The organism is Pseudomonas sp. NPDC087598 (assembly GCF_044743525.1).
GTDB lineage: Bacteria > Pseudomonadota > Gammaproteobacteria > Pseudomonadales > Pseudomonadaceae > Aquipseudomonas.
The window spans coordinates 152,238-169,186 of record NZ_JBIUWQ010000001.1; the positions used below are offsets into that span (position 1 = coordinate 152,238).

A 16,949-nucleotide genomic window follows, 5' to 3' on the forward strand; every position below is an offset into this window, starting at 1 on the left:
GCTCCTGCACAACAATAAGAAAGTGAGTGGTGAACATGGACGTACGCATCAAGCCGATTTCGGTCGGCACGCTGTTGCTCGCAGTTTCTGTGGCGCAGGCCCAGGCGCAGTACCTGGAAACCGGCAAACCCGGTGATCCCGCCAGTTGGCGCAGCGCCGAGTTCCTGCGTGACTGGGGTCTGCAACGCATGCAGGCCGACCAGGCCTACGCCGCCGGGATCACCGGCAAAGGCGTGAAGATCGGCGCCCTCGATTCCGGTTTTTACGCCGCCCACCCCGAGTTCGCCACTGACCGTTATCACCCGGTGTTGACCAGCGGAAGTTATGTCGATGGTTCGCCGTTCAACGTCGATGGCACCCTCAATTCCAACAACGATTCCCACGGCACCCACGTCGTCGGCACCATGGGCGCGTCCCGCGATGGCACGGGCATGCATGGTGTCGCGTACAACGCGCAGATCTACGTCGGCAACACCAACAAGAACGACAGTTTCCTGTTCGGCCCCAACCCCGATCCGCGCTATTTCAAAGCGGCGTACGACGCGCTGGCCGATGCCGGCGTGCGCGCCATCAACAACAGCTGGGGCAGTCAGCCGCCGGATGTCAGCTATCGCACAATGGCCGATCTGCACGCGGCCTACGCCCAACACTGGAACAAAGGCACCTGGCTTGATGCGGCGGCGGACGTGTCGCGGCGCGGCGTGATCAACGTGTTCAGCGCCGGCAACAGTGGTTATCCGAATGCCAGCGTGCGCTCGGCGCTGCCGTACTTTCAGCCGGATCTTGAAGGTCACTGGCTGGCGGTGTCCGGCCTCGATCAGAGCAACCAGCAGAAGTACAATCAGTGCGGCCTCGCCAAATACTGGTGCATTACCACGCCGGGGGCGAAGATCGACAGCACCATCCCCGACGGTGGCTACGCGATCAAGTCCGGCACCTCGATGTCGGCGCCGCACGCGACCGGCGCGCTGGCGCTGGTGATGGAGCGTTACCCGTACATGAACAATCAGCAGGCGCTCGAAACCCTGCTGACCACCGCCACGCAACTCGACGGTTCAGTCACTGAGGCGCCCACCGAACGTGTTGGCTGGGGCGTGGCCAACCTGAATCGGGCGATGCGCGGGCCGGGACAATTGCTCGGTGCGTTTGACGCCAATCTGGCCGCCGGGCAGAGCGATGTCTGGAGCAATGACATCTCCGACAAGGCGCTGCTTCAGCGCCACAGCGAAGACCTCGCCGAACACTCGGCCTGGCAGCAGACCCTGCAAGACAAGGGCTGGCAGAACGGCGTTGCGGCGGGCGCCAGTCAGCAGGATCAGACCGATTACGCCATCGGCACGGCGCGTGATGCGGCAGCCGCAACGCGGGTTTATCAGGGCAGTCTGATCAAATCCGGCGCCGGGCGCTTGTTGCTTACCGGCGACAACAGCTTCCGTGGCCCGACCACGGTCAATGGCGGCCTGTTGAGCGTCAATGGTTCGCTGGCGTCGGCGGTCACCGTCAATGACGGCGGCACGCTGGGTGGTTCCGGGCGGATCGCGGCATTGACGGCCAACAGTGGCGGTCGCGTCGCGCCGGGCAATTCGATCGGCACCTTGAACGTGGCGGGCGACGTTACCTTCGCGCCGGGCTCGACCTACGCCGTTGAGCTGTCACCGAGCAGCAGCGACCGTATCGTTGCCGGTGGTACAGCAACCGTCAGCGGCGCCACGGTCAGTCTGTCGCTGGAAAACAGCCCGACCTTGCTCAGCACCACCGAGACGCAAAGCCTGCTGGGGCGTCAGTACAACATCCTGCAAGCGGCCGGAGGCATTCAGGGCCAGTTCGGCGCCGTGCTGCCGAACTACCTGTTCATCGGCGGCAATCTCGACTACACCGCCAACGGCATCCAACTCGACATCGAGCGCAACGCGAGCACGTTTGCCAGCGTCGGCCAGACCCCGAATCAGCGCTCGGTGGCCGCCGCCGTTGAGGGTCTGGGGGCCGGCAATTCAGTCTACGAAAGCGTGCTGCTGTCGGCAGATGCTGCTTCCGCGCAACAAGCTTTACAGCAACTGAGTGGCGAGATTTACCCGGCCCTCGGTTCGATGCTGATCAACGACAGCCGCCAGTTGCGCGATGCCGTGGGCGAGCGCCTGCACGATGCTTCGGCGACACAAAACAACGGCTGGATCAAGGCACTGGGTGCCTGGGGCACGACCGATTCGAGCCATGACACGGCGGGTTACAGCACTTCGCTTGGCGGCTTGCTGGCCGGTGTCGATGGCGCGCTCGACGAGCAGACACGCATCGGTCTGGTCACCGGTTACAGCGACAGTTCATTGAGCATGGGCTCGGGCACGCACTCGTCCGCCAAGGTCGACAGTTACCACCTAGGCGCTTACGCCGGGCATGAAATCGGTGCCTGGCGCGTGAGCACCGGCGCGGCGTACAGCTGGCATCGCGCCGATGTGAAGCGTGATCTGCAATACGCCAACGTCAGCGCCAAACAGAAAGCCAAGGTCGATGCCGCCACCACCCAAGTGTTTGGCGAAGCGGCCTATCGACTGCACCTGCAACCGGTGGCGCTTGAGCCGTTCGCCAATCTGGCCTATGTGCATCTGGACACTGAAGGGCTCACGGAGAAGGGCGACGCGGCGGCGCTGAAAAGCTCGGGCGATCAGCGTGACGCCGTGCTGAGCACGCTCGGTGTGCGGGCGCTCAAGACGTTCAACCTGTCGACTCGGCAATCACTGGATGTCAGCGGCCACCTCGGCTGGCAGCACAGCTTGAGCAACATCGACTCCGAGCAGCACCTGCGCTTTGCCAGCGGTGGCACGCCTTACAGCGTTGAGAGTTCAGCGCTGGTGCGCGATGCCGCGCTGGTCGGCGTGCAGGCCAGCCTGGCCTTGAGCAAAGACGTGCGGGTGAACCTTGATTACAACGGACAACTGGCCAGCCGCGAGAAGAGCCACGGCGTCGGGCTGAGCCTGAACTGGCAGTTTTAACCGATCACCACCTTGTAGGAGGTGCTTTATCTGTGGCGAGGGAGCTTGCTCCCGCTGGGGCGCGAAGCGGCCCCCTACATTTTTCCAGTGGAACCGCATGTGCAGGTCTTGCGACTGCTGCGCAGCCGAGCGGGAGCAAGCTCCCTCGCCACAGGAAGTGTTTTCAGCTTTTGAGAGATACGGATTTTTCGCAACATCACTAAGGAAGGTCGCTGGATGAATAAGAATAAAACCCCCGCGCAAACGGGTGGCCGCTTTGCCCTGAAAACGCTCACGCTCGCCGTGCTGTGTGCAATCGGTACGGCGCACGCTGCGCCTTACGTGGAGAACGGTCGCACTGGCGATCCGTCGAGTTGGCGCAGCGCCGAATTCAAGGCCGACTGGGGTTTGGGCGCGATTGGCGCTGATCACGCTTACGCCGCCGGTTACACCGGTAAAGGCGTGAAACTGGGGATCTTCGATCAACCGGTGTACGCCGCACACCCGGAGTTTTCCGGCAGCAACAAGGTCATCACCCTGGTCACCAGCGGTATCCGCGAATACACCGACCCCTACATCCCGGTCAAAGCTGGGGATGCGTTCCGTTATGACGGCTCGCCCTCGGTCGGCTCCGACGGCAAACTCGGCGCCCACGGCACCCACGTCGGCGGTATCGCGGCGGGCAGTCGTGACGGCGGGCCGATGCACGGTGTGGCGTTCGGCGCGCAAATCATCAGCGCCGACAACGGCGACCCGGGCCCGGAAGATGGCATCGTCCGCGGTAACGACGGCGCGGTGTACAAGGCCGGTTGGGATGCGCTGATCGCCAGCGGTGCGCGGATCATCAACAACAGCTGGGGCATCGGCATCACTGACCGTTTCGACCTCGGCGGCCGCAACCCGGCGTACCCGCACTTCACCGTCAACGACGCGCAGGTGCAGTTCAACGAGATTCGCACACTGCTCGGCACCAAACCCGGCGGTGCCTATGACGGTGCAATCGCTGCAGCGCGCAGCGGCATCGTCACCATTTTCGCCGCCGGCAACGACTACAACCTCAACAACCCGGACGCCATCGCCGGCCTCGGCTATTTCGTGCCGGACATCGCGCCGAACTGGATCACCGTCGCCGCGTTGCAGCAGAACCCGGATCTGGCCAGCGGCAATCCGTACATCATGAGCACGTTCTCCTCGCGTTGCGGTTACACCGCGAGCTTCTGCGTCTCGGCGCCGGGGACGAAAATCTACAGCTCGATCATCGAAGGCACCAACGCCGACAACCTGACCACCGGCTACAAGAATTACAACGGCACCTCGATGGCCGCACCGCATGTGGCCGGTTCCATGGCAGTGCTGATGGAACGCTTCCCGTACATGAGCGGCGATCAGGTCGCCAGCGTCTTGCGCACAACCGCTACCGACCTCGGCGCACCGGGTGTCGACGCCTTGTACGGCTGGGGCATGATCAACCTGCGCAAGGGCATTAATGGCCCGTCGATGTTCGTCACCGAGCAGGACATTCCTGAAGAGTTTCGTATTCAGGGCGCTTACGGCTCCGGCCAGTTTGTCGCGGATCTGCCGGGCATCGGCGCGATCATCGATCAGGGCAAACCGACCGAACGCGTGTGCACCGACATCACCTGCGGCCTCGACACCTGGCGCAACGACATTTCCGGACACGGCGGCCTGACCAAGCAAGGTCTCGGCACCCTGGTGCTGACCGGCAATAACACTTACAGCGGCCCGACCCTGGTCAATCAGGGACGGCTGGCAATCAACGGTTCGCTGGCCTCGGCGGTCACCGTAAATGACGGCGGTATCCTCGGCGGCAACGGCCATATCGGCGCGCTGTCGGTGAGCAAGGGCGGCACCGTGGCCCCGGGCAATTCGATCGGCACGATGAACGTGGCCGGTGACGTGACTTTCGCGCCGGGCTCGACCTACGCGGTAGAACTGTCGCCGACCAGCAGCGACCAGATCATCGCCACCGGTAAGGCAGTCATTGAAGGCGCGACCGTCACCATGTCGCTGGAAAACAGCCCGACGCTGCTCACCACTGGCGAAGTCAAAAGCCTGCTCGGCACCCAGTACAACATCCTGCAAGCGGCGGGCGGCATAGAAGGGCGCTTCGGTCAGGTGCTGCCGGATTACGCGTTCCTCGGCGGTACGCTGGCGTACTCGGCGAGCGGCATTCAACTGGCGGTGGGGCGCAACGAAGCGTCGTTCGCCAGCGTCGGCCTGACGCCGAACCAGCGCGCCGTCGGTGCTGCTGCCGAGCGTCTGGGCGCAGGCAATGCGCTGTTCGAAACCCTGCTGCTGTCGCCAAACGCGGCGTCGGCGCAGCAAGCCTTCCAGCAATTGTCCGGCGAGATTCATCCGGCCATCGGCACGATGCTGATCAACGAGAGCCGTTATCTGCGTGAAGCGGTGGGCGAGCGTCTGCGCGAGCGTGATCTGTTCGATGCCGGTGCGCCGACGGATGATCGCAGCAACGCCTGGGTCAAGGTGCTGGGCGCCTGGGGCAAGAGCGATGGCGGGCATGACAATGCCGACTCCAACAGCTCCATCGGTGGCTTGCTGGCCGGTGTTGACGGCTTGATTGCTGAAGATACGCGTCTGGGTTTCGTTACCGGTTATAGCGACAGCTCGGTGAGCATGGGCAGCGGCACGCATTCGTCGGCGTCCGTCGACAGCTACCACTTGGGTGCGTATCTGGGGCATCAAGTTGATGCCCTGCGCCTGACCGCCGGTGCGGCTTACAGCTGGCACCGCGTGGATGTGAAGCGTGACCTGCAGATTGGGGACATCGGCAGTAAACAAAAGACCAAGCACGATGCCGCGACGACCCAAGTGTTCACCGAAGCGGCTTACGATCTGCGCTTGCAACCAATGAACCTGGAACCGTTCGCCAATTTGTCGTACGTGCATTTGAACACCGAAAGCTTCACCGAAAAGGGTGATGCGGCGGCGCTCAAGGGCGGTGAAGACAATCGTGATGTGGTGCTGTCGACCCTTGGCGTGCGCGCCAAGCGCAGCTTCGCGCTGTCGGAAAAACATCAGCTGGAACTGGGCGCAAGCCTCGGCTGGCAGCACAACCTGAGCAGCGTCGATGCTGACAGCCACCTGGCGTTCGCCAATGGCAACAGCGCGTTCACTGTGCAGAGTGTGTCGATGGATCGCGATGCTGCCGTGGTCGGCGTACGTGCCGGGCTGGCGCTCAATCGCGATGTCCGGGTCAACCTGGATTACAACGGACTGATCGGTAACAACGAGAAGGACCACGGTGTAGGTCTGACTCTCGACTGGCAGTTCTAAAGGCGTGTGCTGGCAGTTCCGGAGGGGACTGCCGGCACTGATTTGAAGGAGGAGAGAGCACAACATGGGACTGTTTGATTACAAAAATGCCGATGGCAAAGCGTTGTACAGCGATGCCATCGCCCTCACGCTGTATGCCTACACGCCGACTGGGCAAGCGTTGCCGGGCACCGCGTGGAAGCCGGTCAGTGCGACGGCGCTGGGCTATCAGGGCAAGGTCGGTGCGCAGGGCACGTTCTTCGGCGAGAAGGACGGTTTTACCAGTGCTGAAGCCGAAGTGCTCGGCAAGTACGACGCCGCTGGCAAGTTGATCGGCATCGGCGTTGCCTTTCGTGGCACCGGTGGGCTGGGCTACAGCGACACCTTCGGTGACATGAAGAACAATTTGCTGGCGGCCATCGGGCCGTCGGATTACGCGACCCAATATGCGAAAAACGCCTTCGACAATTTGCTCAAGGCTGTCGCGGCGTTTTCCATTGCTCACGGCATCGCGGCCAAGGACGTGTTGATCAGCGGCCACAGCCTCGGCGGTCTCGGGGTCAACAGCGTGGCCGAGTTGAGCGCGAGCAACTGGGGCGGATTCTTCAAGGACGCCAACTACGTGTCCTTTGCTTCGCCGACCCAGAGCAGCACCGGCACCAACGTACTGAACATCGGTTACGAGAACGATCCGGTGTTCCGCGTGCTCGACGGCACCACGTTCAGTACCGCCTCGATGGGCAAACACGACAAACCGCACGACTCGACCACCGACAACATCGTCAATTTCAACGACAACTATGCGTCGACCGCGCAGAACCTCGTGCCGTTCAGCATCGTCAACCCGCTGAACTGGTCGGCGCACAGCTCGCTGGGCTATGCCGACGGCTTGAATCGGGTGATCGATTCGAAGTTCTACGGCCTCACCCACAAGGACTCGACGATCATCGTCTCCAACCTTGAAGAGGCGTCCCGGGGCAAGACCTGGGTTGAGGACTTGGGCCGCAGCGGCGAGCCGCACACGGGCAGCACCTTCATCATCGGCACGCAGAGCAGCGACTGGCTCAAGGGCGGGGCGGGCAACGACTTCCTTGAAGGCCTGGGCGGTGATGACCGTTTCCGCGATGACGGCGGCTACAACATCCTGCTCGGTGGTCAGGGCCACAACACCTTTGAATTGCAGAAACCGTTGCAGAACTTCAGCTTCGCCAACGACGGTGACGGCACGCTGTACGTGCGCGACGCCTACGGCGGCATCAGCCTGACCCGCGACATCGGCGCGCTGGTGAGCAAGGAGTCGGGTTCGTGGTGGGGCAGCAAGGAAATCACCTGGGGCGTCACGGCCAAGGGTTTGACCAATGGCAGCGAGCTGACGCAATACAACCATTCGCTGAGCGGCGATGGCTACGGCAATGCGTTGCACGCCAGCGCCGACGGTGACTGGTTGTTTGGCCTGGGCGGCGACGACAAGCTGATCAGCGACAAGGGCCATGTGACCTTCGTCGGTGGCGCCGGCAACGACGTGATGACGGCGGTGGGGGGCAACAACACCTTCCTGTTCAGCGGCGCGTTCGGTTTCGATGCCATCAACGGCTATCAGGGCAGCGACAAACTGGTGTTCATGGGCGTCGAAGGCGCGGGGCAGGGCTACAACTATAAGCAGCATGCGTCGCAGTCCGGCAGCGATACCGTGCTGAAGATTGGCGAGTATGCCGTGACGCTGGTCGGGGTTGGCGTGGCTAACCTGTCGGACTCGAGTTTCGTCTTCGCATAGATCCAATGTGGGAGCGAGCCTGCTCGCGAAGAGGGCATGTCAGCCAACATTTTTGTAGCTGACACACCGCTTTCGCGAGCAGGCTCGCTCCCACAGTTAAAGCAGCAAGTAGTTTTGAAATGCTCCGGGGCGTCCCCGTGGGGCGCCCTGGCTGTGAGCTATCTCTGACAATTCCAACAAAAGAGAGGCAATAGCAATGGGTGTGTATGACTACAAAAACTTCACTACAGCCGATTCCAAGGCGCTGTTCAGCGATGCCATGGCGATCACGCTGTATTCCTACCACAACCTCGATAACGGCTTTGCCGCCGGTTATCAGCACAATGGCTTCGGCATTGGCCTGCCCGCGACGCTGGTCACGGCGTTGCTGGGGGGGACCGATTCCCAAGGCGTCATTCCCGGCATTCCATGGAACCCCGATTCAGAAAAACTCGCGCTCGACGCCGTGAAAAAGGCCGGTTGGACGCCGATCACCGCCTCGCAACTGGGCTATGACGGCAAGACCGACGCACGCGGAACCTTCTTTGGCGAGAAGGCCGGTTACACCACGGCTCAGGTCGAGATTCTCGGCAAGTACGACGCCCAGGGCCACCTCACGGAAATCGGCATTGCTTTTCGCGGCACCAGCGGCCCGCGCGAGAACCTGATCGTCGATTCCATCGGCGACGTCATCAACGATTTACTCGCGGCGTTCGGTCCCAAGGATTACGCGAAAAACTACGTCGGCGAAGCGTTCGGCAATCTGCTCAATGACGTGGTCGCGTTTGCCAAGGCCAATGGCCTCACCGGCAAGGACGTGCTGGTCAGCGGCCACAGCCTCGGCGGGCTGGCGGTCAACAGCATGGCGGATTTGAGCGGCGGCAAGTGGGGCGGGTTCTTCAAGGACTCCAACTACATCGCCTACGCCTCACCGACCCAAAGCAGCACCGACAAGGTGCTCAACGTCGGCTACGAAAACGACCCGGTGTTCCGCGCCCTGGATGGCTCGACCTTCACCGGCGCCTCGATCGGCGTGCACGATGCGCCGAAGGAATCGGCCACCGACAATATCGTCAGCTTCAACGATCACTACGCATCGACCGCGTGGAATCTGCTGCCGTACTCGATCCTCAATATTCCGACGTGGATCTCGCATTTGCCCACGGCCTATGGCGATGGCATGAACCGGGTGATCGAGTCGAAGTTCTACGACCTGACCAGCAAGGACTCGACGATTATCGTCGCCAACCTGTCGGACCCTGCGCGCGCCAATACCTGGGTGCAGGACCTCAACCGCAACGCCGAAACCCACAAGGGCAGCACGTTCATCATTGGCAGCGATGGCAACGACCTGATCCAGGGCGGCAGCGGCAACGACTACCTTGAGGGCCGCGCCGGCAACGACACGTTCCGCGACAGCGGCGGTTACAACATCATTCTTGGCGGGCAGGGCAGCAACACCCTCGACTTGCAGAAGTCGGTGAATACCTTCGACTTTGCCAATGACGGCGCGGGCAATCTGTACATCCGCGATGCCAACGGCGGGATCAGCATCACCCGCGACATCGGCGCGATTGTCACCAAGGAGCCGGGCTTCCTCTGGGGGCTGTTCAAGGACGATGTGACCCACAGCGTCACGGCCAGCGGCTTGAAGGTTGGCAACAATGTCACCGCCTACGAATCCAGCGTCAAAGGCAGCAATGGCGTCGATACATTGAAGGCACATGCCAGCGGTGACTGGTTGTTCGGGCTCGATGGCAATGATCACTTGATCGGCGGCGCGGGCAATGACGTATTTGTCGGCGGCGCCGGTAATGACCTGATGGAGTCGGGGGGCGGGGCGGATACGTTCCTGTTCAACGGCGCGTTCGGGCAGGATCGGGTGGTGGGTTTCACGTCCAACGACAAACTGGTGTTCCTCGGCGTGCAGGGCGTGTTGCCCGGCGACGACTTCCGCGCCCATGCCACGGCGGTGGGGCAGGATACCGTGCTGAAGTTCGGCGGCGATTCGGTGACATTGGTCGGCGTGGCACTTAACAGCCTGAACGCTGACGGCATCGTTATCGCCTGAAGCAACCGCTAACGTGTGGCGAGGGAGCAAGCTCCCTCGCCACAAATCGGTATTCGAAGTGACTCATTAACCACTCCCTGACTCAAACTCTGTGCAAAACAGGAAATGCGGCCTAAAGCCTGCGCGTGTGCGCACGTTCTATAGCTAGCCGCCCATGAGTACAGGAGATTCAAACGTGAAAGGTTTCAAGAGGTTTATCGGGGTTGCAGGGCTGGCGCTGTTATCGGCCAATGCCAGTGCCGATCTGCCTCAAAGCTCGATTCTGAGCCGCTACGGAATCACCACTGAGCAATTGCCCAGCCCGAGCAAAAGCGCAGTGATCGAACCGGTCGAAGAAAAAAGCCGTTTTCAGATCCAGCCCGAACAACCGTTCGTGACGATTCGCCTCGGTGACGGCAAACAGCCGCAAGCCACCGGCAACCTGAGCATCGACCGCATGGCGCAACAGGAGCGGGAACGTTGTCAGCGCCTGCAAGGCGAGCTGGCCCGGCGTGGCGGTCAATACCTGAGCTGCGACAACAGCATCCCGGGCATGACCCTGGACCAGTAACCCACTCGAATTCACTCCAGCAACTGCCGAAGGCTGTGATCTTTTGATCTCCAACAGCCTTCAGCCCTGTAATATCCGCTCACCCTGACAATGGACTGGCGGTGCCCCCTTGAGAAAGACCACTCGACTGATCGTGCTTTGCGCAACGTTGCTGATAGCTGCGAACGCAGGCGCATTGGCCTGGCTTTACTACGTGGTCACTTACGCTTCAGTGACGCGTGGCATGCCAATGATCAGAACCAAGGAGCCCATGCTCATCGGCGGGCGTAACGGTGATGAGCACAGCTACGTGCTGCCGATGGGCACCACGCTCTATGAAGATAAGAGCTACCCGGAAGGGTTTACCCGTTATCTGGTGTACTTCAATCACAAAGGTCCGATCGAGCACGAGACCGTCACGATGGAGCCCAAATATCGCGGCTCCCTGATTGATCCGCTGTGGCTGGAAACCATCGACGCCGATACGTTGAAAGACGTCTTCAAGCGCTTCCCCTTGTCCAGAAGCGATATCGCGGCGGCGATCAAAGCCAACGAAATGACCAGAGCAGATCTGACCGAGATCATCCAGTCGATGCCGGAGTGAAGGCCGGCTGTAATCAGAACCCCAGCGGGTACTGAACCACTACGTAGATCCGGTCAATGTCATCCCCCGCCTGAGCGCTGTTCGCCCGGTGCGAAACATGCGACACCTGCACCGACAAATCCTTTGCTGCGCCCGACTGGACGACGTATTTCAAATCGATGTCGCGCTCCCAATGCTTGCCGCCATTGCCTTGCTGCGGCTGGAACTCGCCGCTGTCGGCATCGAACGGGTTGTAGGCGCCGCCCTTGGGTGCGTGGGTGCCGTCGATGTGATCGCCGCTGACGTAGCGGGTCATGAAGTTCAGACCGGGAATACCGAACGCGCCGAGGTCGAGGTCGTAGCGCGCTTGCCACGAACGTTCGCCGGCGCCGTTGAAGTCGGCGTATTTGATCGAATTGGCGAGGTAGATCGAGTCGCCGCCGACGAAATCGAAAGGCGTGTCACCGTCGATCCGCTGCCAGCCGAGCATTACCGCATGTGGGCCGAAGGCGTACTTGCCCGACAGACTGAACGCGGTGTTGTCGATCGCACCGGCCAGCGCCCGGCCGGTATCGCGGGTGTGATAGAGGTTGGCATCGAGCAACACGCCCGACTGCTTGAAGTGCAGGTTGCCGTAGTACTGATGCCAGGTGTCCGTCAGCTCGGAGGCATAGACAGCACCGCCCAACGGACTGTCGCCGAACAGGTCGGCACCGAGGAAACTGATGGCTTGCGCCTCGGTGTTGGCGCCGTAACCGTAGAAATCACCCTTGCCGGAAGCACTGTCCTGATTCTTGAACGCCGTGAAATGCCCGGCCTGGAGCGTGAGGTTGTCGATTTCCCGACTGGTGAGCAGAAGTCCCGTGGCGTACTCCGGTTGCAGGCGTTTGTCGCTGGTGTCGAACACCGGGGTTTCCACGGTCATTTCGCCAAACGCCAACGTGCTGCGCGAGGCCTTCAGTTTCAAGGCACCACCGGCACTGGAATAGTTGTTGGCGCTGCGGCCATCGCTGTCGACCGGCAACAGGCCGGTGCCGGAGTGACCTTTGCCACCATCGAGTTTCAGGCCGGCGAAGGCGTGAGCATCGATACCAAACCCGACAGTTCCCGGGGTGAATCCAGATGAGAAAGTGCCGATCAACCCTTGCGCCCATTCCTGTTTGTAGTTTTTTCCGGTGGACGAGGGTGAGCGGTAATCGTTGCTCAGGTAGAAGTTGCGATTCAGAACCTGCGACTTGGCATCGTCGAAAAAACCGTCGGCGACAGCCGTTTCGGTCAGCCCGCAGAGCAGCAATAACAGGGTGAAACGCGCAGTCGCGGATTCGGTCATCGTCGGTGGCCAACATAATGAGTTGACGCTGATGATCAGTGGATTCTGTGCGAAGGGATTGAGGTTATGTGCTGTGCCGAACACCAATCCGTGTAGGAGCTGCGGCACGCTGCGATCTTTTGATTTTAAAGATCTGGATCAAAAGATCGCAGCGTGCCGCAGCTCCTACATTGAGATCGCCGTTACGGCAGCGGCGGGGTGCGTGGCGGGATCTGGCGTTTGCTGCCCGTCGATTCGAACGCTGCGGCCAGGCGCAGCAGGCTCGAGTCGTCGTAGGCGCGACCGGCGAAGGTCAGGCCGACCGGCATGCCGATGTCGGCCATCACGCCCATGGGCACGGTGACGGTCGGCACGCCGAGGTGACGGATGGCGAGGTTGCCGTTGGCGACCCAGATGCCGTTGCTCCAGGCGATATCGGCTGACTGCGGGTTTACGTCTGCGTCCGCCGGGCCGACGTCGGCGACCGTCGGGAACAGCACGGCGTCGAGGCCGAGCTTGTCCATCCAGTCTTCCAGATCGATGCGCCGGGTCTGCTCCAGGCCGCGCAGGCCATCTGGCACCGTGGAAATTTCGTTCCACGGCGTGATGCCGCGCTCGGCCATGCGCACGTATTCGTCCATGCCGGCGGCGAGGTCGCCTTCACGGTTCGGCAGAGTGCCCGGGTCGTGCGGGAAGATTTTCGGCCCGTCGACATCGACCAGACGATTGAGCTTCGGATCGCCGTTGGCTTGCAGGAAGTCGTCGAACGCCCAGGCGGTCAGATCCCACAGTTCATGGTGAAGGAACTCTTTCGATACCAGCCCTCGGGTGAACACAGTCGGCGCGCCGGGGCGATCGCCTTCGCAATTGGACACCAGCGGGAAGTCAGTCTCGATGACCTCAGCGCCAGCCGCTTCGAGGGCCTCGCGCGCCTGTTTCCACAAATCGATCACCGAAGCGCGAGTGTTGATGCGCTGACCGGTCGGGCCACCGATGCCCGGCGCTTCGCTGGTGCCCGCTTCAGGGTCGGCGTTGATGAACATGCGCGGCACGGCGAAACGCTTGCCGGCCAGTGCACTGCGGTCGGCCGCGAGTTCGGCGTAAGCGGCGGGGCGCACGGAGCTGACGCTGGGGATCGGCACCCACGGTTGCAGGCGCCAGAGGTCGCCACGGGTGTCCGGGTCTTCGGCGACGACAATGTCGAGGACCTCAAGCAGGTCGGCCATGGTGCGTGCGTAAGGCACGACCACGTCCATGGTCGGCGTCAGCGGCCAGTTGCCGCGCACCGAGATCACCCCACGCGAAGGGGTGTAGGCGCACAGGCCATTGTTCGACGCAGGTCCGCGACCACTCGACCAGGTTTCTTCTGCCAGACCGAACGCGGCGAAACTGGCGGCGGTGGCGGTGCCGGCGCCATTCGACGAGCCGGAAGCGAACGGCGCGGTAAGGTAGTTGGCGTTGTACGGGCTTTCAGCGCGGCCATACACCCCGCGTTGCATCCCGCCATTGGCCATCGGCGGCATGTTGGTTTTACCCAGGCAGATCGCCCCGGCCGCACGCAGGCGCTCGATGGTGAACGCATCGCGGTAGGCGACAAGATCGGCGAAGGCCGGGCTGCCGGACGCTGCGGTCAGACCTTTGACCAGATAACTGTCCTTGGCGGTGTAAGGGATGCCGTCAAGCGGGCTGAGGATTTCGCCTTTGGCGCGGCGTGCGTCAGAGGCTTGTGCTTCGCTCAGGGCTTGCGGATTGCGCACGACCACCGCGTTCAGTGCGGTCGGCGTGTCGGCGCCGTCGTAGGCATCGATGCGAGCGAGATAGGCCTGCACCAGTTCCACCGAGGTGGTCTGGCCGGATTCAAGTGCGGCGCGCAGTTGGGCAATGGAAACTTCGGTGACTTCGATCATGCGGTCACCGCCGTTTGCAGTGGGGCGGCGTTCTTTTTGGAATGGGTGTTCATAGCGGTTCTCGTGGCACGGCTTTAAGCGACAAGGTTAAGACTGGCGCCTATTTAACACCATGCCGGGCGCGGAGTAATCGGTGGATCGATACCCCGCCAAATTTTTGTGGGTGAAACGCAATCCCCTGTGGGAGCTGGCTTGCCAGCGATGGCGGTGGGTCAGTCAATTCAATATCGATTGTGCTGGCCTCTTCGCTGGCAAGCCAGCTCCCACAAGGACGGGTGATGCTCAGTCGATCACAGGACACCAAACTCCCGGGCTGTGCGATCCACCGCAATCCGCGTCTTGTCGATCAGCTCATCAAGCTCTGTGCGGTTGGCAATCAGGGCAGGAGCCATGATCATCCGCCCCAACGTCGAACGAATGATCAAACCCTCCTCAAAACCGATCGTGCGGCAGCGCCAGGCGATGTCGTTCTCGTCGGCGAAACGCTTGCGAGTCGCCTTGTCTTCAGCGAACTGCAACGCCGCCACCAGCCCGACACCCTGAATCTCACCCACCAGCGGATGGTTGCCGAACACTTCGCGCAGGCAGTTCTGCAGATAAGGCCCAGTGTCGGTTTTCACCTGAGTGACCACACCTTCATCACGCAAGGCCTTGAGGTTGGCAATCGCCACCGCCGCTGCGACCGGGTGCCCGGAATAAGTCAGACCGTGAGCAAACACGCCACCCTTTTCCACCAGCGCCTCGGCCATGCGCCGCGACAGGATCAATCCCCCCATGGGGATGTAACCGGAGGTCAGGCCTTTGGCGATCGACAGCGTGTCGGGCTCGAAACCGAACGTCTGGTGGGCGAACCATTCACCGGTGCGACCAAACCCGCCGATCACTTCGTCTGCACACAGCAGCACATCGTACTTACGGCAGATGCGCTGGATTTCCGGCCAGTAAGTGGCGGGCGGAATGATCATCCCGCCAGCGCCCTGGAACGGTTCGGCGACGAAGGCTGCGACCTTGTCGGCACCCAGTTCGAGGATCTTTTCTTCGAGTTGGCGAGCGGCTTTCAGACCAAATTCTTCAGGGCTGAGATCACCTTCGTGGGCAAACCAGTACGGTTCATCAATGTGCGCCACATCGGGAATGGTGCCGCCCATCTCATGCATGAACTTCATGCCGCCCAGCGCCGTCGCCGCGAGGGTCGAGCCGTGGTAGCCGTTCCAGCGGCCTATCATGATTTTCTTCTCGGGCTTGCCCATTACCTGCCAGAACTTGCGCACGGTGCGGATCAGCACTTCGTTGGCCTCAGAGCCGGAGTTGGTATAGATCGCGTGGCTGTAGTGCTTCGGCAGCAGGCTGAACAGCAGCTCGGACAGTTCGATCACGGCCGGGTGAGTGGTGTGGAAGAACATGTTGTAGTAGGGCAGTTGCTCCAGTTGCGCGGTCGCGGCGGCGGCCAGATCCTTGCGCCCGTAGCCGAGGTTGGTGCACCACAGGCCGGACATGCCGTCGAGATAGCGATTGCCGTCGTTGTCCCACAACGCCAGGCGATCACCGCTGACCATCACCCGTGGGCCTTCTTCGTTGAGCGCCTTCTGATCGACAAACGCGTGAATGTGGTGAGCGGCATCGGCGGCTTGAAAATCACGGGTGCTGCGGGTCGGATCGAGTTCGGCGGACATGACTGATCTCCAAAAGAATTGGGCAAGTGAGTGCGTTCATTCCAGCGGTGCACGGCTAATATTTGTCACTTAAAAATATTTTTGTAAAGAAAATATTTGTCGATGGAAAAAGATATCCGTACGCTGAGCGGCATTGGCAAGGCACAGCAGGCATGACATGAGCGGACTCAGAGAACGGCAAAAGGAACAGCGCAGGGAAGTCATTGCGCAGGCAGCACTGGAGCTGTTTATCAGCAACGGCTTCGGCGCGACCACGCTTGAACAGATCGCCAATGCCGCCGCGGTTTCCGCGCCAACGGTGACCAACTACTTCGGCGGCAAACAGGAGATTTTGCTGGCACTGCTCAAGCAACCGGACGAGCAGGCCATGCGCGACGCGCGGGCAAACCTCGACGATGACAGCGATCCACTGGAGGCGCTGTGCGAGTTCGAAGGCCTGATGACCGATTACCAACTGCAAGCCATGCCCGCCTCGTTGTGGCGTGAACTGGCGCCGTTTCTACTCACCGGTGAGCTGGCGCAGGCGTTGAGTCCGTGGAACGCGGCGGTGATCGAAGAGACCAAAGCGTTGCTGGTGCATTTTCAGCACCAGGGCAAAGTGCGTGAATCGATCGATATCGACGTGGTGGCTACGCTGTTCAACCAGTACGCGAACATGGCGTTCATCCGTCTGGCGACGGAAGTGGCGCCAGATCGAGAAGCGCATGCCGGGCATATGCGCAGCGTGCTCGGGCTGATCTGCCACGGCATTCTGAGCCTGGGGTGATCAACTGTGGCGAGGGAGCTTGCTCCCGCTGGACTGCGCAGCAGGCCTTCTTTTAAAAACAGGGGCCGCTTCGCGACCCAGCGGGAGCAAGCTCCCTC

At 61.5% G+C, this 16,949-nt stretch carries 10 protein-coding genes; 7 read left to right on the forward strand and 3 right to left on the reverse strand.

Going from position 1 to position 16,949, the window contains the following annotated elements:
• The first annotated feature begins 35 nt into the window (after positions 1 to 35).
• From ACIOWE_RS00665 to ACIOWE_RS00690, 6 genes are all read left to right on the forward strand, one after another.
• The gene (locus tag ACIOWE_RS00665) at positions 36 to 2,987 is read left to right on the forward strand and encodes an autotransporter domain-containing protein (RefSeq protein ID WP_401386017.1); all 2,952 of its coding nucleotides are present in this window, start codon (positions 36 to 38) and stop codon (positions 2,985 to 2,987) included.
• Between the two features lie 216 nt (positions 2,988 to 3,203).
• The gene (locus tag ACIOWE_RS00670; protein ID WP_401386020.1) at positions 3,204 to 6,281 is read left to right on the forward strand and encodes an autotransporter domain-containing protein; all 3,078 of its coding nucleotides are present in this window, start codon (positions 3,204 to 3,206) and stop codon (positions 6,279 to 6,281) included.
• A 64-nt stretch (positions 6,282 to 6,345) separates the two neighbouring features.
• A complete protein-coding gene (locus ACIOWE_RS00675; protein WP_401386023.1) occupies positions 6,346 to 8,034 on the forward strand; it encodes a polyurethanase in 1,689 nt (562 codons plus the stop codon).
• 196 nt (positions 8,035 to 8,230) lie between these two features.
• Positions 8,231 to 10,084, forward strand: a complete 1,854-nt coding sequence (locus ACIOWE_RS00680; RefSeq protein WP_401386026.1) for a polyurethanase — start codon at positions 8,231 to 8,233, stop codon at positions 10,082 to 10,084.
• 175 nt (positions 10,085 to 10,259) lie between these two features.
• Positions 10,260 to 10,634 carry a hypothetical protein gene (locus ACIOWE_RS00685; RefSeq protein WP_401386029.1) on the forward strand — a complete coding sequence of 125 codons (375 nt, stop codon included), beginning with the start codon at positions 10,260 to 10,262 and terminating at the stop codon, positions 10,632 to 10,634.
• Positions 10,635 to 10,743: 109 nt separating this feature from the next.
• The gene (locus ACIOWE_RS00690; protein WP_401386032.1) at positions 10,744 to 11,217 is read left to right on the forward strand and encodes a hypothetical protein; all 474 of its coding nucleotides are present in this window, start codon (positions 10,744 to 10,746) and stop codon (positions 11,215 to 11,217) included.
• Positions 11,218 to 11,230: 13 nt separating this feature from the next.
• Here the strand turns inward: ACIOWE_RS00690 and ACIOWE_RS00695 are convergent, their stop codons facing one another.
• From ACIOWE_RS00695 to ACIOWE_RS00705, 3 genes are all read right to left on the reverse strand, one after another.
• Positions 11,231 to 12,526: an OprD family porin gene (locus ACIOWE_RS00695; RefSeq protein ID WP_401386465.1), complete on the reverse strand. Its 1,296-nt coding sequence runs from the start codon at positions 12,524 to 12,526 to the stop codon at positions 11,231 to 11,233.
• A gap of 182 nt (positions 12,527 to 12,708) precedes the next feature.
• Entirely contained in the window at positions 12,709 to 14,412 is a 1,704-nt protein-coding gene (locus tag ACIOWE_RS00700) for an amidase (RefSeq protein ID WP_401386035.1), read from the reverse strand.
• A gap of 290 nt (positions 14,413 to 14,702) precedes the next feature.
• Positions 14,703 to 16,085 carry an aspartate aminotransferase family protein gene (locus ACIOWE_RS00705; RefSeq protein WP_401386038.1) on the reverse strand — a complete coding sequence of 461 codons (1,383 nt, stop codon included), beginning with the start codon at positions 16,083 to 16,085 and terminating at the stop codon, positions 14,703 to 14,705.
• A 157-nt stretch (positions 16,086 to 16,242) separates the two neighbouring features.
• Here ACIOWE_RS00705 and ACIOWE_RS00710 point away from each other — a divergent pair, with 157 nt between their 5' ends.
• The gene (locus tag ACIOWE_RS00710; protein ID WP_401386041.1) at positions 16,243 to 16,851 is read left to right on the forward strand and encodes a TetR/AcrR family transcriptional regulator; all 609 of its coding nucleotides are present in this window, start codon (positions 16,243 to 16,245) and stop codon (positions 16,849 to 16,851) included.
• Positions 16,852 to 16,949: the final 98 nt, after the last annotated feature.

Excerpts from the sequence above, each read along its gene's own strand:
- ACIOWE_RS00710 (WP_401386041.1), top strand. The coding sequence starts at position 16,243 with ATGAGCGGACTCAGAGAACGGCAAAAGGAACAGCGCAGGGAAGTCATT.
- ACIOWE_RS00680 (WP_401386026.1), top strand. The coding sequence starts at position 8,231 with ATGGGTGTGTATGACTACAAAAACTTCACTACAGCCGATTCCAAGGCG.
- ACIOWE_RS00665 (WP_401386017.1), top strand. The coding sequence starts at position 36 with ATGGACGTACGCATCAAGCCGATTTCGGTCGGCACGCTGTTGCTCGCA.
- ACIOWE_RS00675 (WP_401386023.1), top strand. The coding sequence starts at position 6,346 with ATGGGACTGTTTGATTACAAAAATGCCGATGGCAAAGCGTTGTACAGC.
- ACIOWE_RS00695 (WP_401386465.1), bottom strand. The coding sequence starts at position 12,526 with ATGACCGAATCCGCGACTGCGCGTTTCACCCTGTTATTGCTGCTCTGC.
- ACIOWE_RS00700 (WP_401386035.1), bottom strand. The coding sequence starts at position 14,412 with ATGATCGAAGTCACCGAAGTTTCCATTGCCCAACTGCGCGCCGCACTT.
- ACIOWE_RS00670 (WP_401386020.1), top strand. The coding sequence starts at position 3,204 with ATGAATAAGAATAAAACCCCCGCGCAAACGGGTGGCCGCTTTGCCCTG.
- ACIOWE_RS00705 (WP_401386038.1), bottom strand. The coding sequence starts at position 16,085 with ATGTCCGCCGAACTCGATCCGACCCGCAGCACCCGTGATTTTCAAGCC.